The following is a 21,250-nucleotide window of genomic DNA, read 5'->3' as shown; positions in this document are numbered from 1 at the left end:
CGTGCGTCAACGGCCGCGCCGGCGATCGGCCGGCCCCTCCGGCCCGCCGAGGTTCCGCGCGCTGTTCGCGAGGGCGACGTGCGAGAACGCCTGGGGGAAGTTCCCGACCAGCCGCCCGCGGGCGACGTCGTACTCCTCCGAGAGCAGGCCCACGTCGTTCCGGAGCGCGAGCAGCCGCTCGAAGAGCGCCTGCGCCTCCGCGCGGCGACCGGCGAGGACGAGCGCGTCCACGAGCCAGAACGAGCACGGCAGGAACACGCCCTCTCCCTTCGGCAGCCCGTCCACCTCGCCGTCGTTGCGGTACCGCCGGACGAGGCCGCCCTCCTCGAGCTCGCGCCTCACCGCGTCGATGGTGCCGAGCACGCGCGGGTCCGTGGCCGGCAGGAACCCGACGAGCGGGATCCGGAGCAGGCTCGCGTCCAGCGCGTCGCTCCCGTACGACTGCACGAACGCGTTCCGCTCGGGATCGAACGCGCGCGCGCAGACCTCCGCGTGGATCTCGTCGCGCAGCCTGCGCCAGCGCTCGACGGGCCCGTGCGTGCCGAGCCGCTCCACGGTCCGCACCGCCCGGTCGAACGCCGCCCAGGCCATGACCTTCGAGTGCGTGAACGGGCGCCGGCCGCCGCGGACCTCCCAGATCCCCTCGTCCGGGTCCCGCCACGCGCCCTCCAGGTGATCGAGGAGCGTGCGCTGGAGATCCCAGGCCTGCGGGTCCTCGGGGAGCCCCGCCGCGCGCGCCTGGTGCAGGCAGTCGGTCAGCTCCCCGATGACGTCGAGCTGGAACTGGGTGGAGGCGCCGTTCCCCATCCGGACCGGCCTCGAGCCCTCGTACCCCGGGAGCCACGGCAGCTCCTGCTCCAGGAGCCGCCGCTCCCCGGCGGGGCCGTACAGCACCTGGAGCTCCGCCGGATCCCCCGCGGTGGCCCGCAGCAGCCAGTCGCGCCACGCCGCCGCCTCCTCGGTGTAGCCCGCGTCGATCAGCGCGAGCAGCGTGAAGGTCGCGTCCCGGACCCAGCAGTAGCGGTAGTCCCAGTTCCGCACCCCGCCGAGCCGCTCCGGCAGCGAGGTCGTCGGCGCCGCGACGATCCCGCCGCTCGGCGCGAACGTGAGGGCCTTCAGCACCAGGAGCGACGACATCCTCGCCTCCTGCCAGGGCCCCTTGGCCCGGCAGCGGTCGCCCCAAGCCCGCCAGTACCGCTCGGTCCCCGCGATCTCCGCCGCCACGTCCTCGTGCGGCGGGGCCGGATCGAAGGACCGGTGCCAGGCCAGGCGGAACGAGGCCGAGCGCCCCTCGTCCAGCTCCAGCTCCGCCCGGACGCGGTCCCGCTCGATCCGGAGCGGGACGTCCGTCCAGAGCCGCAGCGCGTCCGGCCCGGCGACGAGCGAGGCCCCGCCGTGCCGCTGCCGGACCCACGGCGCGCCCGACCCGTACCCGAACCGCGGCGCGAGCTCCATCCGGACCGCCACGCGGCCGCGCACGGCGGTCACGACGCGGACGAGGTCCGGGTCTTGCCGCCGCGGCGGCATGCAGTCGGTCACCCGGAGCACACCGCCCGGCACCTGGTGCTCGGTGTCCAGCACGAGCGTCCGGGGGCGGTAGGCGCGGACGGTCAGGCTCGGCCGCTCCGCCGGCGCGAGCAGCCACCGCCCGTGGCGCGGCGTCCCGAGCAGCGCCGCGAAGCACGCGTCGGAGTCGAAGCGGGGCAGGCACAGCCAGTCGATCGACCCGTCGCGGCCGACCAGGGCCGCGGTGTGGGTGTCGCCGAGCATCGCGTAGTCTTCGAGGGGCAGCGCCATGCCGTCGTCTCACGCGGGGCACGACCCTACGGCGCTCCCCGGCCCGGCCATCCGGCGACCGCTCGATCCGCGGATCGCCCGATCGCAGTCAGGCCGCGAGCGGCGCCCGTCGCGAGCTCGCGCCTCCGCGGCGCCTCGCGGCCGATCGCGGTCGGCCGCGCACATCGCTCGCGTGCGAGGGTCGCCCGGCTGCGCGACCCTGCACGGAACGTGTCGGTGGAGAGGGGGGTCGACTAGCGCGCCACGGCGCTGATCGGCGTCGTCGCCTCGGCTGACGGCGGCGGAGCAGCGACCGGCGGCCGCACCTCGAGCTTCTCGCCGCTCGCGAGCATCTTGAGCGACATCCCGAGGAGCTGGGAGATCAGCTCGCCGGAGCCCGGCACGTCCAGCTTCCGATAGATCCGCTTCCGGCGCGCCCGGATGGTCTCGGGGGAGACGTTGGCCGCAGCGGCGGAGTCCTTGCAGGCGAAGCCCTGCGCGAGCCGGAGGACCTCGGCACGCTCGGCGGGCGTCAGGTTGGTGCCCTCCATGAACTTTGCCGCGAAGGGGGCGAGGATCTCGATCTCGATATGGGGCATGGCGCTGCGTTTCCTTTCTCTTTTCGAGCGGCTTGGCGGTCCGCGAGAGCGGCCCTGCTCTGCCGGCCGTCCACCGTCCGACCCACGTTAGGCACGTCCCGTCCGTGCGCTACCCCCTGGCAGCCATTCGTTGTGGCCATTCGGGGCCTCCCCAACGAGGCAGGTTGCGCAGCGAGGATCGCCGGGTTCGACGGCGCGCGCCCGAGTGGCGCGACCTCACGAGCAGCGCGTCGCGACGAGCCTCGGCGTCACCGCGCGAGCCGTCCGAGGCTCCACCGGAGCGCCGGAGGCGTGACGACCGTCGTGAGGATCACGACGATGACGATCGCCGAGTACGCGTCGGCCCCGAGGACCGGCTGCCCCCCGAGGTGAAGCGAGAGCCCCACGTTCGCGAAGATCAGGCCGACCTCGCCCCGCGGGATCATCCCGATCCCGACGGCGATCCGGTCGACGCCGCGCCCGAGCACGCCGAGCGCGCACGCCTGCTTGCCGACGATCGCCGCGGCCGTGAGCGCCGCGGCGAGCCCGAGCGCGCGCACGTCCCCGAACGCGCGCAGGTCGGTCCGCATCCCCATCACCACGAAGAACACGGGCACGAGGAACCCCGCGATGGGCTGGATCAGCTCCTCGAGGCCGTGCTCGCCCCGGCTCACGAAGTCGCGGTAGTGCAGCTCCTCGAGGACGAGCCCGGCGGCGAAGGCGCCCACGATGGGCGCCAGGCCGATGGCGCCCGAGAGCCAGCTCAGCGCGAAGCAGGAGGCGAGGCCGAGCGCCAGGAGCACGCCGCGGGTGTGGAGGCGCGAGGCGAGGTGGAAGAGGCGCGGAGAGAACCTCACGCCCAGGACCAGCGCGCCGACGAGGAACGCCCCCGCCTTCGCGACGATCGCCGCGATCGCCCCGGCGGACATCGCCCGCCCGGCGTCCGCCGCCGCGACGGCGCCGCTCACCACGGCGAGGACGACGAGCCCGAGCACGTCGTCGATGACGGCGGCGCCGAGGATGACGCGCGCCTCGGCCGACCGCGAGCGGCCGAGGTCCTGGAGCACGCGCGCGGTGATCCCGACGCTGGTCGCGGAGAGCGTCGCGCCGAGGAACGCGTGCACGTACGGGCTCGCCTCGGGCAAGAGCAGCGCCCCGACGCCCCACCCCAGGAGGAACGGCACCGCCACGCCGATGACCGCCACGAGCAGCGAGGAGAGCCCGACCCGCAACATCTCGGCCACCGTGGACTCGAGCCCCACCTCGAAGAGCAGGACGATCACGCCGAGGCTGGCGAGGACGTCCACCGCGGGGTCGGCGGGGATCGCCGCGACCGCCCGGAACCCGAGGAGGTCCAGGTTGCCGAGCACCACCCCCGCGAGCAGCTCGCCGAGGACCGCCGGCTGCCCCGCGCGGCTCGCGACCTCGCCGCCGAGCTTCGCCGCCACGAGGATGACCGCCAGCTCGAGCGCGACCGTCCCGATGGGGTCGACGTGAACGCCCCCCTCCGCGGCGAGGGTGGGGGCGGCGAGCAGGACTCCGGCGGCGAGGGCGAGGAGGCGTCGCATCGGGGCGCGATATTACGGGCTACGGCCGGCGGTGGGTGGACTACCCGCCGCGGAGCTCCGGCGAGCCCGTCGAGAGGCGCTTCAGCGGATGCCCGCGGCGGCGCGATCCGCGAGCACGAGCCGGACACCGGCCCGGACCCGCGCCGCGGGGACGGGCTCCGCCGGATCTGGCGCGAGCAACGCGCGCAGCGGGGCGGCCTTGGCCGCGCCCGCCACGAGGAAGAGGACGGCGCGCGCGGCGTCGAGGACGGGGAAGGTGACCGTGATCCGGTGCGCGCCCAGCCGCGGCACGAACGGCGCCGCCACCCAGCGCACCCGCTCCTCGAGGGCGGGGCTGCCGGGGAACAGCGACGCGGTGTGGCCGTCCGTCCCGAGGCCGAGGAGGACGAGGTCGAGCACCGGCGGCCCCGCGCCGCCCGCGAGGTGGCTCCGGAGCTCCGCCTCGTACCGGTCCGCGGCCTCTCCGGCGGGGCGCTCGCCCTCGATCCGGTGCACCGAGGCGGCGGCGACGCGATCGAGGAGCGCCTCGCGCGCCATCCGGTAGTTCGACTCCGGGTGATCGGGCGGGACGTTGCGCTCGTCGCCGAACCAGACGTGCACCCGGTCCCACGGCACGCGCGCCCGGTACGGCGCGGCGGGGTCCGCGAGGAGCGCGTACAGGGCGCGCGGGGTCGCGCCGCCCGCGAGCGCGAGCGCGAAGGCGCCGCGCGCGGCCACCGCCTCCGTCGCCCGGCGGGCGACCTCGTCCGCCGCCGCCCGCGCGAGCGCCGCCGGATCCTGCACGATCAGCAGCCCGCCCGGGATGGTCAACCCTCCGGATCCACCCAGCGCCGCCCGTCGCGCGCGAGCAGCTCCTGGGCCGCGGCCGGGCCCCAGGTCCCGGCGGCGTAGTTCGGGAAGTCGCGCGCCGGCAGGGTCGCCCACACGTCGAGGATGGGCGTCACGATCCGCCAGCTCGACTCCACCATGTCGGCGCGGTGGAAGAGCGTGCTGTCGCCGATCATCACGTCGTGGAGGAGCCGCTCGTAGCCCGTCGAGGCGGGCACGCCCCCGAACTGCTGGTAGGAGAAGTGGAGCTTCACCGGCTCGAGCCGGATCCCCGCCCCCGGCCGCTTCGCCCTCATCGAGATGCAGATCGCCTCTTCCGGCTGGATGAGGATGTCGAGCCGGTTCGGGTCGATGCTCTCGATCCCCGCCTCCTGGAAGAGGAGCAGCGGCGGCCGCCGGAAGTGGATCGTGATCTGGGTGTCGCGCCGGGCGAGCCGCTTCCCCGCCCGGACGAAGAAGGGCACCCCCGCCCAGCGCCAGTTCTCGACGAACAGCCGCGCCGCCGCGTAGGTCTCGACCTGCGAGGTCGGGGACACGTCGGGCTCCTCGCGGTAGCCCGGGACCCGCTCGCCGCCCACGAGCCCCCCGGCGTACTGGCCGCGGACCGCGTCCACGAGGACCTGCTCCGGGGACATCGGCCGGATCGCGTCGAGGACCTTCACCTTCTCGTTCCGGACCGCCTCCGCGGCGAGCGTCGAGGGCGGCTCCATCGCGACCATCGTGAGGAGCTGGAAGATGTGGTTCTGCACGATGTCGCGGAGCGCGCCGGCGCTCTCGTAGTAGGCGCCGCGCCCCTCGACGCCGAGCTCCTCCGCCACCGTGATCTGCACGTGATCCACGTAGCGCCGGTTCCAGATCGGCTCGAAGATGCCGTTCGCGAACCGGAACACCAGGATGTTCTGGACGGTCTCCTTCCCGAGGTAGTGGTCGATCCGGTAGACCTGCGCCTCCCGGAGCATCGACCCGAGCTCCCGGTTCAGCGCCCGGGCCGAGTCGAGGTCGCGCCCGAACGGCTTCTCGATCACCACCCGCCGCCAGCCCTCGTCCTCCCGCATGAGCTCCCCCGCGGCGAGCCCGCGCACGATGGCGCCGAACTCGCTGGGGGGCGCGGCGAGGTAGAAGAGCGCGTTCCCGGCGGTGCCGTGGTCGGCCCGGGCGTGGGCGAGGGCCTGCCCGACCCGGCGGTAGGTCTCGGGATCCTCGAAGTCGCCCCGCACATAGTGGATCCGCTCCGCGTACTCCCCCCAAACCGCGTCGTCCACCGGACGGGTCGCGAACTCGCGGAGCGAGCGGGTCACCCACTCCCGGTACGCGGCGTCGTCGAGCTCCCGACGCGCCACGCCGACGATCGCGAAGTCCCTGGGGAGCAGCCCGTTCGCCCGGAGGTTGTAGAGCGACACGACGAGCTTGCGCCGCGCGAGGTCCCCCAGGGCGCCGAGCACCACGAAGACGCACGGATCCCCGGGGCGCTCCGGCGAGCCCGCGCTCACGGGGCGCCTCCGCCGCGCGTCGCCTCGGCGTGACCGCCGAACTCGCGGCGCATCGCGGAGAGGAGCTTCTCGCCGAATGTCCCCGCCTGGCGCGAGCGGAACCGGGCGAAGAGCGCGGCGGCGAGGACGTTCGCGGCGACCCCTTCCTCGACGGCGGCCTCGACCGTCCAGCGCCCCTCGCCGGAGTCCGCCACCGCCCCGGTGAAGCCCTCGAGCCCAGGGTCGCCGGCGAGCCCGGCCGCCGAGAGATCGAGGAGCCAGGAGGCGACCACGCTCCCCCGCCGCCAGAGCTCGGCGATCTCCGGCAGGTCGAGCTCGTAGCGGAGCTCCTCCGGCACCCCCGGGCCGGCCGCGCCGCGGAGCACGTCGAACCCCTCGGCGTACGCCTGCATGAGCCCGTACTCGATCCCGTTGTGGATCATCTTCACGAAGTGCCCGGCGCCGTGCGGGCCGCAGTACAGGTAGCCGTCCTCGGCGGTCCCGGCCCGGGTCCGGCCGGGCGTGGGCGGAGCGGCGGCACGCCCGGGGGCGAGCGCCCGGAGGAGCGGCTCGACCCGCTCGAAGGCGCTGCGGTCCCCGCCGATCATCAGGCAGTACCCGCGCTCGCGCCCCCACACGCCCCCGCTCGTGCCCGCGTCGAGGGCGCGGACGCCGCGCGCGGCGAGGAGCCTCGCCCGTCGCACGTCGTCCTTGTAGAAGGAGTTGCCGCCGTCGATCACCACGTCGCCCGGCGCGAGCCGCTCGCCGAGGCTCCGCACGACCTCCTCCGTCGCAGCCCCGGCGGGCACCATCACCCAGATCGCCCGCGGCGGGGCGAGCGCGGCGACGACGCCCTCGAGCGACGGGGCGCCGATCACCCCTTCCGCGGCGGCCGCCCGGACGTCCTCCTCGTGGCGCGCCCACCCGACCACCCGGTGCCCGGCCAGGACGAGCCGCCGCGCCATGTTCCCGCCCATCCGCCCCAGCCCGATCATCCCGAGCTCCATCCGCGCTGCCCTCCCCTCACCGCTCCGCGCTCGCGTCGAGCGCGCGACGTGTCCGTCGCCTGGGCCCCGCCCATCGCATCGTCAGCGCTCCCGCCGCGCACCCGCAGGCGGTGCCCAGCCGGCCTCGAGCGCCCGGAGCTTCTCGACGCGCCGGAGGTGGCGCGGCGCGCCGTCGAACCGGGCCCCGAGGAACGCCAGCGCGAGCTCGAGCGCGAGGGCCTCGCCGACCACGCGCGCGCCGAGGGCGAGCACGTTCATCGCGTCGTGCTCCACCCCCTGATGCGCCGAGTAGGTGTCGTGGCACGTCCCCGCGATCACGCCGGGCAGCTTGTTCGCCGCGGCGGCGACCCCCACGCCGGAGCCGCACACGACGACGGCGCGCTCCGCGTCGCCCGCCGCGAGCGCCCGGGCCACCGCCACGGCGTAGTCCGAGTAGTCGCTCGGCGCGGCGTCGTGCGCGCCCAGGTCGAGCACGTCGTAGCCGCGCGCGCGCAGGGCGCCGAGGAGGGCCTGCTTGAGCGAGTACCCCGCGTGGTCCGCGGCGAGCGCGACGCGCATCCCTCCCGCCTCCTCCCTCTCCCTCCGATCCTCCTCCGGCGTCCCGATGCCGCCGATCAGGTAAGGAGCTCGCGCCGCGCGCGCCGGACCGCGCCGGCGCGGTCCCCGACGGGGGCGCCGAGCGACCAGGCCCGCGGCCCTGCCTGCCCTGTGGGGCGGGGTGCGAATGCGGGGGGACCGGCCGGTGTTCCCGAGCCGCGAGGGCCGCAGGGCGTACGGTCGCCGGTCGGCAGCCGGCGGCGCCCCGCGCCCGCGTCGACAGGGCCGTGCATCCGTGGTTTGCTCCGCAATCACATGTTCCAGGTCAAGCAGGAGTCCCCGTTCCCGCGCCTCGCCGCCTCGTGGGCCGAGGGCTCCGTCCCCGACCGCCGGACGCTGGACCTGACGCGCACCGCGCTGGCCGCCATCCGGCCGGATGATCTCGCGGCGGTGACGCCGCTCGTCGAGCTCCTGCTCGCGCGGCTCGACGGCCCCGAGCGTCCCGCGGCTCGCCGGGCGCTGTTCGGGCTCCTCGACGGTGTCCGCCGGCGGTCCTTCACCTCGCTGCTCGGCCGCGACGACGCGGAGCCCTGGCTGCGGCTGCTGCTCCCCGCGGTCGCGCGCGCCGACTACACCCTGGGCGACGTGCTCCGGTCCCGGGAGGAGACGGACCCGCGGGTCGTCGCGGTGCGCGTCCTCGGCCAGGACGCGCCCGAGCTCTCGGTCGCGGATCTCGCGCGCCGGACCCGGGCCATCGCGCGCGGCGTCCTCGCGCTGGTGGACGGCGCCCCGGACGCCAAGGTCGCGATCCTCTCGGAGAACTGCCTGGAGGCGGCGCTCTGCGACCTCGCCTGCCTCTCGAACGGCATCGTGGACTTCCCGCTCCCGGCGAACGCCGTGGGGGAGCAGATCGTCTTCATGCTGAAGCACTCCGGGGCCCACGTGCTGCTCGCCTCGGACGAGGAGCAGATCGCGAAGGTGCTGCCGTCGCTCCCGGCGCTGCCGGAGCTCCGCGAGATCGTGGTGTTCTCCCGCGCCGCCGCGGAGCGCAACGGGCTGCTCTCGCTCGACCAGATGGTCGGCCAGGGCGCCGACTTCGACGACGCGGCGCGCGAGGCGCGGGCCGCGGCGGTGCGATCGTCCGACGTCGCGACGGTCATGTACACGTCGGGCACCACCGGCAAGCCGAAGGGCATCGTCTTCACCCACGAGAACATCGTCTCGAAGCGGGTCGCCCGGGGCTTCGCGCTCCCCGAGGTCGGCGAGGGCGACGTCTTCCTGTGCTACCTGCCGCTCTACCACACGTTCGGGCGCTGGCTCGAGCTGACCGGGACGCTGTGGTGGGGCGCGACCTACGTGTTCGCGCGGTCCACCGCGCAGGCCTCGCTCCTCGAGGACTTCAAGCGGGTGAAGCCGACCGTGTTCATCTCCGTCCCGAAGAAGTGGATGGAGCTGCACGAGGCGGCGATCTGGGAGGCCGCCTCGGACGACCCCGACGACCTCGCGGCGCACCTGCGCGTCATCACCGGCGGCCGGCTCCGGTACGGCCTGTCGGCCGCCGGCTTCCTCGACCCGGCCGTCTTCCACGCCTTCCACCACGCCGGCACGGAGCTCTGCTCCGGCTACGGCATGACCGAGGCGACGGGCGGCATCACGATGACGCCGCCCGGCGAGTACCTGGACGGCTCCATCGGCAAGCCGCTCCCCGGCGTCACCTGCCAGCGCGCCGAGGACGGCGAGCTGCTGATCCGCGGCCCCTACGTCTCGCCCGGCTACCTCCAGGCCTCGCCGGAGGAGGACGCGGCGCACCGGGACGGCTGGTTCCACACCGGCGACCTCGTGTCGCTCGATCCCGACGGCCACTACCGGATCACCGGGCGCAAGAAGGAGATCTACAAGAACCGGCAGGGGCAGACGGTCGCCCCGCAGCGGGTCGAGAACCTCTTCCGCGACTTCGAGGCCGTCTCGCAGGCGTTCCTGGTGGGTGATCACCGTGAGTACAACACCCTCCTCGTCTGGCCGAACCAGGCGTCCGCCGCGGTGAAGGGGCGCACGCCCGAGGAGCTCCGGGAGCTGCTCTCGTCCCTGGTCGCGAGCGCGAACCGCTTCCTCGCCCCGTTCGAGCGCGTCGTGGCGTTCCAGGTGCTGCCCCGCGCGCTCGACCTCGAGCACGGCGAGCTGACGCACAAGGCGAGCTTCCGACGCGAGGAGATCGCGAAGAACTGGAAGGACCTCGTCGAGCGGATGTACGAGCAGAAGCACCTCGCCCTCCCGGTGGACGGCGGCTTCCTGCGCATCCCGAACTGGGTCTTCCGCGAGATGGGCGTGCTGCAGCACGAGATCTCGCTCGCCGGGGGCGTGCTGCGGGCCGGCGAGCGCGCCCTCGCGGTCCGCGAGGATCCCGCCGCGCCGGGCGCGCTGGTCATCGGCGACCTCGCCTACACGTCGGAGGGGGCGGTCGTCGATCTCGGCGCGCTGCTCGCGCGGCCGGCGCTCTGGCTCGGCAACGAGCCCCTCCGGCGCTTCCTCGGCGACGAGGCGTTCCTGTCCCTCGTCGGCCGGCGCCGCAAGAGCGGCGGAGACCTCCGGCTCGACCCGCGCCTCTGGCTCCCGCCTCCGCCCGAACGGCTCAAGGCGCTGCTCGAGACGGTGGACCGGACCGAGGTGGACTTCCTCTCGATCCACGCCGCCGGCGAGCTGCTGCGCGCGGAGCGCCCCGAGGCGCGCCGCGCCATCAGCCACCTCCACATCGGCCTCGCCGCCGCGCAGCCGGAGCACGTCGCGCTGTGCCGCGCCCTGCTCCGCCGGGCGGCCGACGCGCCCGACGAGGACGTCCGCCGCCGGGCCTTCCGCGTCCTCCTGCCCAACGAGGAGCCCGGCGAGACGCTCGCGACCCTGCGCCTGTTCGTGGACCGGATGGGCACGATGGCCCTCCGCGACGAGGACCTCGCCGACCTCGGCGAGCGCGGGCTCTCCGACGCGCAGGTGCAGGTGCTGCTCGGTCACCTCTCGTCGGATCGGGCCAACGCGCCGCCCGCCGACGCCTCGGACCGCCACCTCCTCGTCGCGACGATGCGGCTCCTCACCGCGACGGCGATCGCCCACCCCGTCTACTACGCGCCGGTCCGCATCCCCCTCGCGCGGCTCACGCTCCACGACGACGCCGAGATCGCCGCCCGCGCGGCCGAGGAGCACGACCGGCTCCGCCGCGGCTTCTCCAACTGGGTCGGCCCGAACCTCCGCCTCGCGATCGACCCGCAGACCGAGGCCGAGTACGGCTGGCGCGACGTCCTCGTCTTCGAGGACTCCGTTCCGCCCGAGGGGCGCACCCTCCTGCTCCAGGCGCTCGAGGACACCACGATCGTCCGGGGCTCGGTGTTCCTCCTCGGCCGCGGCGTGCTGCTCTCCCTCGCCGACATCCCGCCGGGCGGCGCCACCGTCTCGCTCCTCGGCCGCCAGCACGGGAAGGCCGTCTACCGGCTCTCGATCCACACCCGCGCGCGCGAGGTCTTCGACGTCGCCATCAACGTCGCCGAGGACATGACGTTCGCCGAGCTGCGCCAGGAGGTGACCTGGCTCCTCGCCGCCGGCGCGCCCCCGCCCCTCGTCGAGCAGTTCGCCGGCTACTTCCCCGAGTGGGGGATCTTCACCGAGGAGTTCATCCCGGGCGAGGACGTGGAGCGGCAGGTCGCGCGGCTCGTCCGGCTCGGCGAGGCGAAGCGGCTGAAGCTCCTCTGGCCGTTCCTCGTCTGGACCGCGCTCGAGGGGCACGTCCGGTTCTGGGATCGCGGCGGCCGGCGGCTGGCGCTGCGCGAGCCGTCCCCGGCCGCGTTCATCGTGCCGTCGCACGACTACCAGACCGGCGCGCGCCTCGTCTCGATCTCGGATCGCTCCGCCTGCCCGTCCTTCGACGAGCTGCTGGACCGCTTCCACGACGCGTTCGTCCGCCGGATCGAGGGCATGCGCCCGGAGCTCCGCGGCGAGATCGACGACGCGCTCGAGCTCGCGGCGGTGCTGGAGGCGCTCGGGCCGGAGCGCGGGCTCGAGCTCCTCGAGGAGGTCTCGGCGACCTCCAGGCGCGCCCTCGCCGTCGAGACCTTCCTCGAGCGGCTGCGCGCGGGCGGGTTCACGCCGCAGCGGGTCTGGTTCGCCGTCCGGCGCTTCCGGCGCTGGCTCGAGGTGAACCCCGCCGCGACGGTCGAGGCGAAGGGCAAGATGCTCGGCGAGCTGTGGGGCACCTACCGGCTGAGCGAGCTGGAGACCACCTGGCCGGACACGCGCCTCCGCTTCTTCCGGCGGACCGTGTTCGACGAGGCCCGCCCCGAGCTCGGCGCCGCGCTCGACCGGATCATGAAGCGCGCGCGCGTCCTCCCCGCGGGCGGGATCGACCTCGAGGAGCAGGTGGCCGCGGTGCGCGCCGCCGTGCGCCCGACCGCGGAGGAGGACTACTTCCTCGCCCGGATGACCTACCGGTACCTCGCCCCCACGGACCAGGTGGCGCTCATCTCGATGCCGTCCGGCGGGCACTACGTCACCGAGGTCGTCGTCGCGCTCGCCGACGAGGCCGGCAACCGCTTCACCGTCCGCGGCCCGGTCTCGCCGCGCGAGGTGGCACGTCTCCTGCACATGTTCCACGAGTCCAACCTGCAGGTGACGTTCACCGCGGAGCACGAGTTCCTGCTCTGCCTCGATTCCCGGGAGACGGTCATCGGCGGTCTCTTCTACAGGCAGGTGTCGCCCGATCGCGTGCACATGGAGAAGCTCGTGGTCGGGCGCAAGCTCCGCGGCCAGGGCGTCTCCGACGGCCTGGTCCGCGAGTTCGTGCGCCGGCTCAAGGCCCGCGGCGTGCGGCGCCTCGAGACCGGCTACTTCCAGCCCGAGTACCTCCGGCGCTTCGGCTTCCGGACGGACCCCACCTCCGGCGGGCTCGTCCGCGACCTCGAGGCAGACGCCTTCCCGCTCTGGAACCCATGACCCCGCCCACCTGGAAGCTCATCGACACGACCCTGCGCGAGGGCGAGCAGTTCGCGAAGGCCTCGTTCCGCACCGAGGACAAGCTCGAGATCGCCCGCGCGCTCGACACGTTCGGCGTCGAGTACGTCGAGGTGACGAGCCCGGCGGCGTCCCCGCAGTCGCAGCGCGACGCGACGCTGCTCGTGAAGCTCGGGCTCGGCGCCCGCGTCATCACCCACTCGCGCTGCGTGCTCGACGACGTGAAGGCCGCCCTCGACACCGGCGTGCGGGGGATCGGCCTCCTCTTCGCGACGAGCCGCATCCTCCGCGAGTCGTCGCACGGCAAGTCCACCCAGCAGATCATCGACGCGATGGGGCCGCCCATCGAGCTCGCCCTCCGGGCTGGCGTCGAGGTGCGCTTCTCCGCCGAGGACGCGTTCCGGAGCGAGGTGGCCGACCTGCTCGCCGTCTACAGGGCCGCGGACGCGCTCGGCGTGCACCGCGTCGGGATCGCGGACACGGTGGGCATCGCCACCCCGCGCCAGGTGTTCGTCCTCGTCCGCGAGATCCGGCACGCGGTGCGCTGCGACATCGGCTTCCACGGCCACAACGACACCGGCTGCGCCATCGCCAACGCCTACGAGGCCATCAGCGCCGGCGCGACCCACGTGGACGTCTCGGTCCTGGGCATCGGCGAGCGGGTCGGGATCACCCCCGTCGGCGGCTTCGTCGCGCGGATGTTCTCCCTCGAGCCGCAGGCGGTCGCCGAGCGCTACCGGCTCGGCCAGCTCCGCGAGCTCGAGCGCCTGGTCGCCCGCGTCACCGGGGTGGACATCCCGTTCAACAACTACGTGACCGGCGAGACCGCCTACTCGCACAAGGCCGGGATGCACCTCAAGGCCATGATGAGCAACCCGGGCTCCTACGAGATCATCCCGCCGGAGGCCTTCGGCCTCACCCGGCGGCTGATCATCGGCAGCCGCCTGACCGGGCGGCACGCCATCGCGTACCGGGCGCGGGAGATGGGGATCACCTTCGGCGAGTCCGAGCTCAAGGCGATCACCCGCCGCATCAAGGAGCTCGCCGACGCCGGGGAGCTCTCGGAGGAGCAGATCGACGAGGTGCTCCGGGACTGGGTGACCGCCTGACGGCGCCGCGCTCGACGCCCTCACCGCGCGGGTGGCGCCCCGGTCCGCGGCGCCGCCGGGCCGGTGCTACACTCCGCGCCCGATGACGATCGTGCAGTCCCGCCTCCTCCTCCTCGCGGCCGCCGCCCTCTGGTCCACCGCCGGCGCCGCCATCAAGCTCTGCGGCCTCTCCGGCTGGCAGATCGCCGGCGCGCGCTCGCTCGTGGCCGTCCTCTTCCTGCTCCTCCTCGTGAAGGAGAGCCGGCGCCTGCCGAGCCTGCCCGTCCTGCTCGTGTCGGTCGCCTACGCCTTCACGGTCGTGCTGTTCGTGCTCGCGACGAAGCTGACCACCGCCGCGAACGCGATCTTCATCCAGGACACCGCGCCGCTGTGGGTGCTCCTCCTCTCGCCGCTCCTGCTCCGGGAGCGCCCGACCCGCGGCGAGCTCCTCGCGATCCCGGTCTACGGCGCCGGCCTCGGGCTCTTCTTCCTCGACGAGCTGTCGGCGGGCCAGCTCGCCGGGAACCTGGTCGCCCTCGGCTCCGGCGTCGCCTTCGCGCTGTCCATCGTCGGCCTGCGCCGGCTGCGGAGCGACGGCCCCGTGTCGCTCGTGTGGGGGAACCTCGTCGCCGCGGCGATCGCGCTCCCCCTCTGGCCGACCGGGCCGGCCCCACGCGCGCTCGACCTCGCGCTGCTGGCCTACCTCGGCGTCTTCCAGCTCGGCCTCGCCTACCTCTGCTTCTCGCGCGGCCTCGAGCGCACGCCCGCGGTCGAGGCGTCCCTGCTCGTGCTGCTCGAGCCGGTGCTGAACCCGATCTGGACGTTCCTCCTCGCCGGCGAGCGGCCCGGCCCTTGGGCCATCGCGGGCGGCGCCGTGGTGCTCGCGGCGACGGCGTGGCGGACGCTGGCGCCGGCGCTCCGCCTCCAGGCGTCGGCAGAGCCGTAGCGCCTGCGCAGCCGCCCGGGCGTCACCCCGCGACCCGGCCGTTGCCCGTCTCGCGCCGGCGCGCGCCGTTGCCCTTGAAGAAGTCCTCGATCTCGGCCCGGCGCGCGATCGTGTCCTGGTACCCGAGATCCATCACGCGCTGCAGGTAGATCGGCTCGAACGCGAGGTACGAGAGCAGGTCCTCGCCCGCGTGGCCGGTCGCGCCGATGCCCTTCAGCAGGTACCGGAGCATCGTCGGGAAGCGGTGGTACTCGTCCGCGGCGAGCTTGCCGAGGTCGGCCGACGGGCGGAGCACCAGGGCCGGGATGTGCCGGAGCCCGACGTCGCTCTTCCCGAGCCGCTCGCGGGGGATGAGCGCGATCGTCTTGTTCATGCGGGTGAGCCGCTCGAGGTCTGAGTCGAGCGAGTCGAGGAAGACCGCGTTGAGCAGCACGCCCGCGATCTCGGAGAGCGGGAGCACGTCCGTCTTCTCCACCACCTCCTGGCGCGCGGTGTCCTCGGGCGCGCGCAGGTGGCGGATGCTGATCGCGACGATCCGTTCCGCGCCCATGTGGATCGCCGGGCTCATCGGGTAGATCATCCGCACGCAGCCGTCGCCGTAGAACGTGCGCTCGAGCCGCACCGGCGGGAAGAACACCGGGATCGCCGCGGACGCCATCACGTGATCCAGGGTCAGCCGCGCCCGGACGCCGACGCGGGAGGAGCGAATCCAGGGCTCGATCTCCGCCGCGCCCTCGAAGAAGGTGACGCCCGCGCCGGTGTGGTAGTTGGTCGCCGACACCGCGACGCCGTGCAGCCGCCCGGAGCGGAGGTGCCGGCGCATCCGTCCGATGGCGAGCGCCTTCTCGAGCAGGCCGTGCAGCGGCGCCGGGTCGAGGAGGTAGTTGATCCCGCTCTTCCCGATGAGGCCGCCCGCCGAGAGATCGCGGACCCACCGCGTCCCGATCCCGGCGAGGTTCAGGGCTCCCGTCCTGTAGACCCGGTCCGGGGTGAGGCGGCTCCAGGTCGTGCGGAGCCCGTCGGCCGCGCGGAGGAAGTTCTCGGCCCCGCACGCGAGCACGACGCCGTTGATGGCGCCGGCGCTGATGCCGGCGATGACGTCGAACGGCAGCGGCCCGGGGCCGGCGACCTCGGCGAGCGCACGGATCGCGCCGACCTGGTACGCGGACCGGGCACCTCCCCCCGTCAGGACCAGCCCCGTGTGGCTCACGAGCTGAAAATAATGATCTGCTCGCTCGTGCGGCAGATCGCTGCCCGTCAGCGAAGCACGCGGAGCGCGGCCTTCACGTCCGGAACGGCGAGGTACAGGTTCACCTTGCTCGCGCTCCTTGCCGTGCCGACGTACGCGTACGAGACGTTCACGCCGCCGTCGCCGAGCCGGTCGGCGATCCGGCCGAGCGCGCCGGGGCGGTCCGGGATCGTCACCTCGATGACGTCCTCCTCGGTGGTCCTCCACCCGTGCCGCGCAAAGATCCGCTTCGCCGCCGCGGGCTTGTCCACCACCACCCGCACGAAGCCGCGGCCGTCCATGGCGGTCGCGAACAGGGCACGAATGCTCACGCCCTTCTCCCCGAGCGCATCCACCACCTGTCCGAGCATTCCGGGACGGTCCTCGACCCACGCCGAGATCTGCTTGGCCCTGGGCACGTGTCCTCCTCGTGGCGGACCGGTGCCAGCGGGCCCGCCGTGCGGCCGCGTGAGACGACCTCCTGCTCCGTCCCAATAGGCGAGGCCGCGAGGGCGCGCCACGCGGATGCGCGCGACCGCCGCGCGCCCCGAGGACGGGCGGGCCGCCGCCCGCCCCTCACGGTCCGCGTCGTGGGCCCGGCGCACGCTCGGCCGGCGAGGAGTCCGCGCCACGGCGCCGCACCCAGGCCCTTCGGAAAAACTACTCTCGGTCGGGAACGGAGCGCGATTCCCGACCCGCCCGGGGGCGGTCCGGCCCGCCCGCCGCCCCGCGCGCCGCCTCGTCAGCGCCGGTCCGCCCCGGCGCGGACGGCGGCGTCGGCGAGCACCTCGTACGGCTGGCACCCCACCACCCGAAGCGGCGGCCGGCCCGGCGCCGAGAAGAAGTCGAACGTCGGGATCCCGGTCACGCCCGCGGCGATCGCCTCGCGCCGGGCCTCCGCGACGGCCGCGAGCCGCGCCGGATCGCTCGCCGCCGCGAGCGCGGCGGCGGGATCGAGATCCGCCTCGCGGGCGATCCAGCCCAGGTCCTCGTCGCTCTCGAGCCCCCAGCCGCGGCGCCAGTACGCGTCGAACGCGACGGCCCGGAGCGCGTCGAGCCGGCCGACCTCGCGCGCGAGCTGCGCGACGGCGAGGATGCGCCGGGTCGGGACGAGGCGCGGAGGCGGGACGAGATCGACGATCCCGAACCCCGCGGCGAAGTTCTTCACGCAGCCGAGCATCGCCTCCGCGTGCGGCACGTGCGCCGCGAGCGCCACGCCGCCGGCGGGCGTCTCCGGGTGGAGCTCGTAGCCCACCCAGGACAGCGTGACCTCGTACTCGTCCAGCAGCCTGACCAGGCTGCTCCGCTCGGCCACGAAGCAGAACGGTCAGACGAAGTCGGAGTAGAGGCGGAGCGTGACGGTCATCGCGGACGTTTTAACCGGACCGCCGCCCCGATACCACCCCCGCGCGGCGCGCCGCGCGCCGGCCAGCGCGCGAGCCCGAGGCGTGCTAGATCCACCCTTCCGTGCAGGCGTCTCACTCCCGCTGCGAACGGTGCCGCTTCCCGCCCGAGCTCTGTCTCTGTCCGCTCGTGCCGCGCCTCGAGGTCCCCTTCCGCTTCCTCGTGCTGCGCCACGCGAGCGAGCGCGAGCGGCTCACCAACACGGCGCGCTGGGCGGCGCTCGCCCTCCCCGGCACCGAGATCCTCGACCACGGCCTCCCCGAGCCCCCGCCGGATCTCTCCCGCCTCGCCGAGCCCGGGACCGTGGTCCTCTTCCCCTCCCCGTCCCCCGCGCCGCGGCTCGCGACCCCGCCGCGCCTCGTGGTGGTGCCGGACGGGAGCTGGAGCCAGGCGCGCCGGATGATGCACCGCATCCCCGAGCTGCGCACGCTCCCGCGCCTCGGGCTGCCCGGCCCGCCCGCCGGCCTGCGCCTCCGCCGCCCGAACCGCGAGGACGGCATGTCCACCCTCGAGGCCATGGCGGGCGCGCTCGCCGTCCTCGGCGCGCCGGACGCCGCCGAGCGCCTGCTCGCGCTCCACGCCGCCGCCGTCGTCCGCGTCCTCCGGCTCAAGGGGATGCCCGTGCCCCCGTGTCCCCGCGCCGCGCGCGCCGCCGTCGGCTGATCCCATGCCCTTCCGCTTCCACCCCGGCCCCCGCGATCCCGGCACCCGCGCCCGCCGCGGCGCGTTCGTGACGCGCCACGGCCGCGTCGAGACCCCCGCCTTCATGCCGGTCGGCACGCGCGCGAGCGTGACCGGCCTCACGCCCGAGGACGTCACCGCCGTCGGCGCGGAGATCGTCCTCGCGAACACGTACCACCTGCTGCTCCGCCCGGGCCCGGAGGCGATGCGCCACTTCGGCGGCGTGCACCGCTTCATGGGGTGGAGCGGCCCGGTCCTCACCGACTCAGGCGGGTTCCAGATCTTCTCCCTCGCGCGCGACCGCACCATCACCGAGCGCGGGGCGCGCTTCAAGAGCTACGTGGACTCCCGGTTCCACGTCCTCACCCCCGAGTCGTCCATCGCGATGCAGACCGCGATCGGCTCGGACGTGATGATGGTCCTCGACGTCTGCCTCCCCTCCACGGCCCCCGCCGCGGAGCTGCGCGAGGCGATGGAGCGGACGCACCGCTGGGCGCTCCGGAGCCTCGCCGCGCGCGAGGATCCCGAGCAGGCGCTCTTCGCCATCGTCCAGGGCGGGCTCGACCCGGACCTCCGGGCCCGGTCCGCGGACTTCCTCGTGCAGCACCCGTTCGACGGCTTCGCCATCGGCGGCCTCGCGGTGGGCGACACGCGCGAGGAGCGCGGCGACGTGATGGAGCGCACCGCGGAGCTGCTCCCGGCCGATCGGCCGCGTTACCTGATGGGCGTGGGGACGCCGCCCGATCTCCTCGAGGCGATCGGGCGCGGCGTGGACATGTTCGACTGCGTCCTGCCGACCACGATGGCGTGGCAGGGCACGGCGTTCACCGGCACCGGGCGCGTCCGCCTCACCCGCTCCGAGCACCAGCTCTCGGACGCGCCGCTCGACGCCGCGTGCGGCTGCCCGACCTGCCGGCGGTACAGCCGCGGGTACCTCCACCACCTCGTGAAGTGCCGCGAGCCGCTCGGCCCGCGGCTCCTCTCGGTGCACAACCTCCATCACTACCTCGAGCTGATGCGCGACGCGCGGGCCGCCATCGAGGCGGGGCGGTACGGCGCCTTCGCCCGGAGCAAGCTCGAGGCGATCGACCGGCACGAGCACGATCCCAGCGGCCGGGCGCCGGGGCGGCGGAAGGTCGTCGAGGGACTCCCGCGCGCGGAGCGCGGGGACGGACGCTCCCCGAACCCGAACCCCAACCCGACCCTGAACCCCACCCCGCTTCCGACGCCGCCGAACCCGACCCAGATCCCGACCCCGACGGGTCACGGGCGAGGGGACACGGGACACGGGACACGGGATGCGGGTGTGGGTGCGCGTTCGGGTGCGGGCATCCCGGTCCCGGACGAGAGCGCGCAGCGCTTCCACCTCGTCCTGACCTCGCAGGGCGCGCCGGCGGTGCGCGACGCGCGCACCGGCGAGGTGATGCACCCGGTGATCGGCCCCGAGGTGGAGTCGGAGCGGCTCTACGTCGCGCAGTCCGGGCTCCGGGCGCGGCTCGCCGAGCCCGGCCCGCCGCTCGTGCTCCTCGACGTCGGCCTGGGCGCCGGCTCGAATGCCCTCGCCGCGCTCCGCGCCGCCTGGGCCGCCCCCGCGGGCGGGCGCGGGCTCGAGGTGGTGAGCTTCGAGCAGGACACCGCGGCGCTCGCCCTCGCCGCGAGCGACGAGGGGGCCGTCCGCCTCGGGCTCGAGCCGGCCGCGCTCGCCGCCGCGCGGGAGCTCCTCGGGCGCGGCCGGCACGAGGGGCCGCGCACGCGGTGGCGCCTCGTCGAGGGCGACGTGCTCGAGACGCTCCCGCGCGAGGACGTCCGCGCCGACCTGGTGTTCTGGGACCCCTTCAGCCCGAAGGCGAACCCGGCGCTCTGGACCGTCGGCGCCTTCGCCGCGGCCCGCGCGCGCTCGGGTCCGCGCGCGGCCCTCTACACGTACAGCACCGCGACGGCGACGCGCGCCGCCCTGCTCCTCGCGGGCTGGTTCGTCGGCGTGGGCGATCCGAGCGGCCCGAAGGAGCAGACCACGGCCGCCGCGACCGGGCTCGACGGCCTGGCGCGGCCTCTCGACCGGCGCTGGCTCGCGCGCCTCGAGCGCTCGAGCGCCCCCTTCCCGCCCGACGCGCCGGCCGACGCGCTGGATCGGATCCGGGCGCACCCCCAGCTCCGGTGAACCCGCATGACGAGCTACGTCCCCGCCCGCTGGCTCCCCGGCGCCCACGCGATGACGGTCTTCGCGAGCGTGGCGCGCCCGCTCCCGCGCCCGGCCGCCCGCCGCGAGCGGTGGGAGCTGCCCGACGGCGACTTCCTCGACCTCGACTTCCTCGGCGCGCCGGCCACCGACGCGCCCGCCCTGGTGATCCTCCACGGCCTCGAGGGCTCCTCGCGCGCGGCCTACGTGCGCGGCCTCGCAGCGCTCGCCCTCCGCGCGGGCCTGGCCCCGGTCGCGCTCAACTTCCGCGGCTGCTCCGGCGAGCCGAACCGGCTCGCGCGCTTCTACCACTCGGGCGACACCGGCGATCTCGATCAGGTGGTCCGCCGGCTCGCCGCGGCGCGCCCGAGCCGCCCCATCGCGCTCGCCGGCTTCTCGCTCGGCGGCAACGTCGTCGTGAAGTACCTCGGCGAGCGCGGGGACGACCTGCCGCCCGAGGTCCGCGGCGGCGCCGGGATCTCGGTCCCCTTCGACCTCGCGCGCGCCGCCCGCGCGCTCGACGCGCGCGGCTTCTGGAACCGCGTCTACCGCGAGCGCTTCCTCCGGCGGCTCCGGCAGAAGGCGCTCGAGAAGGCCCGCCGGTTCCCGAGCCGCCTCGACGCCGCGGCGATCCGCTGCGCCCGCTCGTTCGCCGCGTTCGACGAGTGCGTGACCGCGCCGCTCCACGGGTTCGCCTCGGCCGAGGACTACTGGGTCACCTGCTCCGCGCGGCGCTTCCTCCCGGGCGTGCGCCGGCCGCTGCTCCTCGTCTCCGCGACCGACGATCCGATCGTCCCGGGCGAGACCGTCCCCGCCGAGGCGGCGCGCGCGAACCCCGCCGTGACGCTGGTCGCGACCGAGGCGGGCGGGCACGTCGGCTTCGTGAGCGGCTCGCCCCTGTGGCCGAGGTTCTTCGCGGAGGTGCGCGCCGCGGCCTTCCTCGCAGAGGTGGTCCGGCGGTGACGGGCG

16 protein-coding genes are annotated in these 21,250 nt (G+C 74.9%); 6 read left to right on the top strand and 10 right to left on the bottom strand.

Going from position 1 to position 21,250, the window contains the following annotated elements; translation table 11 throughout:
- Positions 1-6: 6 nt before the first annotated feature.
- The 7 genes from MNZ27_RS05585 to MNZ27_RS05555 all read right to left on the bottom strand — a co-directional run bounded on the left by MNZ27_RS05585 (position 7) and on the right by MNZ27_RS05555 (position 7,784).
- A complete protein-coding gene (locus MNZ27_RS05585; RefSeq protein WP_242393052.1) occupies positions 7-1,797 on the bottom strand; it encodes a glycoside hydrolase family 15 protein in 1,791 nt (596 codons plus the stop codon).
- A 233-nt stretch (positions 1,798-2,030) separates the two neighbouring features.
- Entirely contained in the window at positions 2,031-2,375 is a 345-nt protein-coding gene (locus MNZ27_RS05580; protein WP_242393051.1) for a helix-turn-helix transcriptional regulator, read from the bottom strand.
- A gap of 248 nt (positions 2,376-2,623) precedes the next feature.
- Complete coding sequence (locus tag MNZ27_RS05575; RefSeq protein WP_242393050.1) at positions 2,624-3,922, bottom strand: cation:proton antiporter; 1,299 nt, start codon at positions 3,920-3,922, stop codon at positions 2,624-2,626.
- A gap of 81 nt (positions 3,923-4,003) precedes the next feature.
- Positions 4,004-4,732, bottom strand: coding sequence for a 6-phosphogluconolactonase (pgl, locus tag MNZ27_RS05570; protein WP_242393049.1), 729 nt, complete (start codon positions 4,730-4,732; stop codon positions 4,004-4,006).
- On the bottom strand, positions 4,729-6,240 hold the full coding sequence (gene zwf / locus MNZ27_RS05565) for a glucose-6-phosphate dehydrogenase (RefSeq protein ID WP_242393048.1): 1,512 nt from the start codon (positions 6,238-6,240) through the stop codon (positions 4,729-4,731). Before zwf ends, pgl begins: the two co-directional genes overlap by 4 nt.
- Entirely contained in the window at positions 6,237-7,226 is a 990-nt protein-coding gene (gene gnd / locus MNZ27_RS05560; RefSeq protein WP_242393047.1) for a phosphogluconate dehydrogenase (NAD(+)-dependent, decarboxylating), read from the bottom strand. The genes zwf and gnd overlap by 4 nt, the downstream gene beginning before the upstream one ends.
- Before the next feature lie 81 nt (positions 7,227-7,307).
- The gene (locus MNZ27_RS05555) at positions 7,308-7,784 is read right to left on the bottom strand and encodes an RpiB/LacA/LacB family sugar-phosphate isomerase (RefSeq protein ID WP_242393046.1); all 477 of its coding nucleotides are present in this window, start codon (positions 7,782-7,784) and stop codon (positions 7,308-7,310) included.
- 294 nt (positions 7,785-8,078) lie between these two features.
- On the opposite strand from MNZ27_RS05555, the gene MNZ27_RS05550 reads away from it, so the two are divergent.
- From MNZ27_RS05550 to MNZ27_RS05540, 3 genes are all read left to right on the top strand, one after another.
- Complete coding sequence (locus MNZ27_RS05550) at positions 8,079-12,737, top strand: GNAT family N-acetyltransferase (protein ID WP_242393045.1); 4,659 nt, start codon at positions 8,079-8,081, stop codon at positions 12,735-12,737.
- A complete protein-coding gene (gene lysS / locus MNZ27_RS05545; protein ID WP_242393044.1) occupies positions 12,734-13,864 on the top strand; it encodes a homocitrate synthase in 1,131 nt (376 codons plus the stop codon). The genes MNZ27_RS05550 and lysS overlap by 4 nt, the downstream gene beginning before the upstream one ends.
- An 82-nt stretch (positions 13,865-13,946) precedes the next feature.
- Positions 13,947-14,789: a DMT family transporter gene (locus MNZ27_RS05540; RefSeq protein WP_277957619.1), complete on the top strand. Its 843-nt coding sequence runs from the start codon at positions 13,947-13,949 to the stop codon at positions 14,787-14,789.
- Positions 14,790-14,811: 22 nt separating this feature from the next.
- Here the strand turns inward: MNZ27_RS05540 and MNZ27_RS05535 are convergent, their stop codons facing one another.
- From MNZ27_RS05535 to MNZ27_RS05525, 3 genes are all read right to left on the bottom strand, one after another.
- On the bottom strand, positions 14,812-15,999 hold the full coding sequence (locus tag MNZ27_RS05535) for a patatin-like phospholipase family protein (protein WP_242393043.1): 1,188 nt from the start codon (positions 15,997-15,999) through the stop codon (positions 14,812-14,814).
- Positions 16,000-16,046: 47 nt separating this feature from the next.
- Positions 16,047-16,436 carry an ACT domain-containing protein gene (locus tag MNZ27_RS23925; RefSeq protein ID WP_242393042.1) on the bottom strand — a complete coding sequence of 130 codons (390 nt, stop codon included), beginning with the start codon at positions 16,434-16,436 and terminating at the stop codon, positions 16,047-16,049.
- A gap of 323 nt (positions 16,437-16,759) precedes the next feature.
- Positions 16,760-17,332, bottom strand: a complete 573-nt coding sequence (locus tag MNZ27_RS05525; protein ID WP_242393041.1) for a DsbA family protein — start codon at positions 17,330-17,332, stop codon at positions 16,760-16,762.
- 152 nt (positions 17,333-17,484) lie between these two features.
- On the opposite strand from MNZ27_RS05525, the gene MNZ27_RS05520 reads away from it, so the two are divergent.
- The 3 genes from MNZ27_RS05520 to MNZ27_RS05510 are packed head-to-tail and all read left to right on the top strand — an operon-like array spanning position 17,485 to position 21,244.
- Positions 17,485-18,084 (top strand): tRNA-uridine aminocarboxypropyltransferase, encoded by a 600-nt coding sequence (locus tag MNZ27_RS05520; RefSeq protein ID WP_242393040.1) that lies wholly within the window; start codon positions 17,485-17,487, stop codon positions 18,082-18,084.
- 4 nt (positions 18,085-18,088) lie between these two features.
- Positions 18,089-20,263, top strand: a complete 2,175-nt coding sequence (tgt, locus tag MNZ27_RS05515; RefSeq protein WP_242393039.1) for a tRNA guanosine(34) transglycosylase Tgt — start codon at positions 18,089-18,091, stop codon at positions 20,261-20,263.
- Positions 20,264-20,269: 6 nt separating this feature from the next.
- Positions 20,270-21,244 (top strand): YheT family hydrolase, encoded by a 975-nt coding sequence (locus MNZ27_RS05510; protein ID WP_242393038.1) that lies wholly within the window; start codon positions 20,270-20,272, stop codon positions 21,242-21,244.
- The last annotated feature ends 6 nt before the right edge of the window (positions 21,245-21,250 follow it).

Origin of the sequence: Anaeromyxobacter oryzisoli (genome assembly GCF_022690765.1) — a bacterium.
GTDB lineage: Bacteria > Myxococcota > Myxococcia > Myxococcales > Anaeromyxobacteraceae > Anaeromyxobacter > Anaeromyxobacter oryzisoli.
This window is presented reverse-complemented; position numbering and strand designations above follow the sequence as displayed.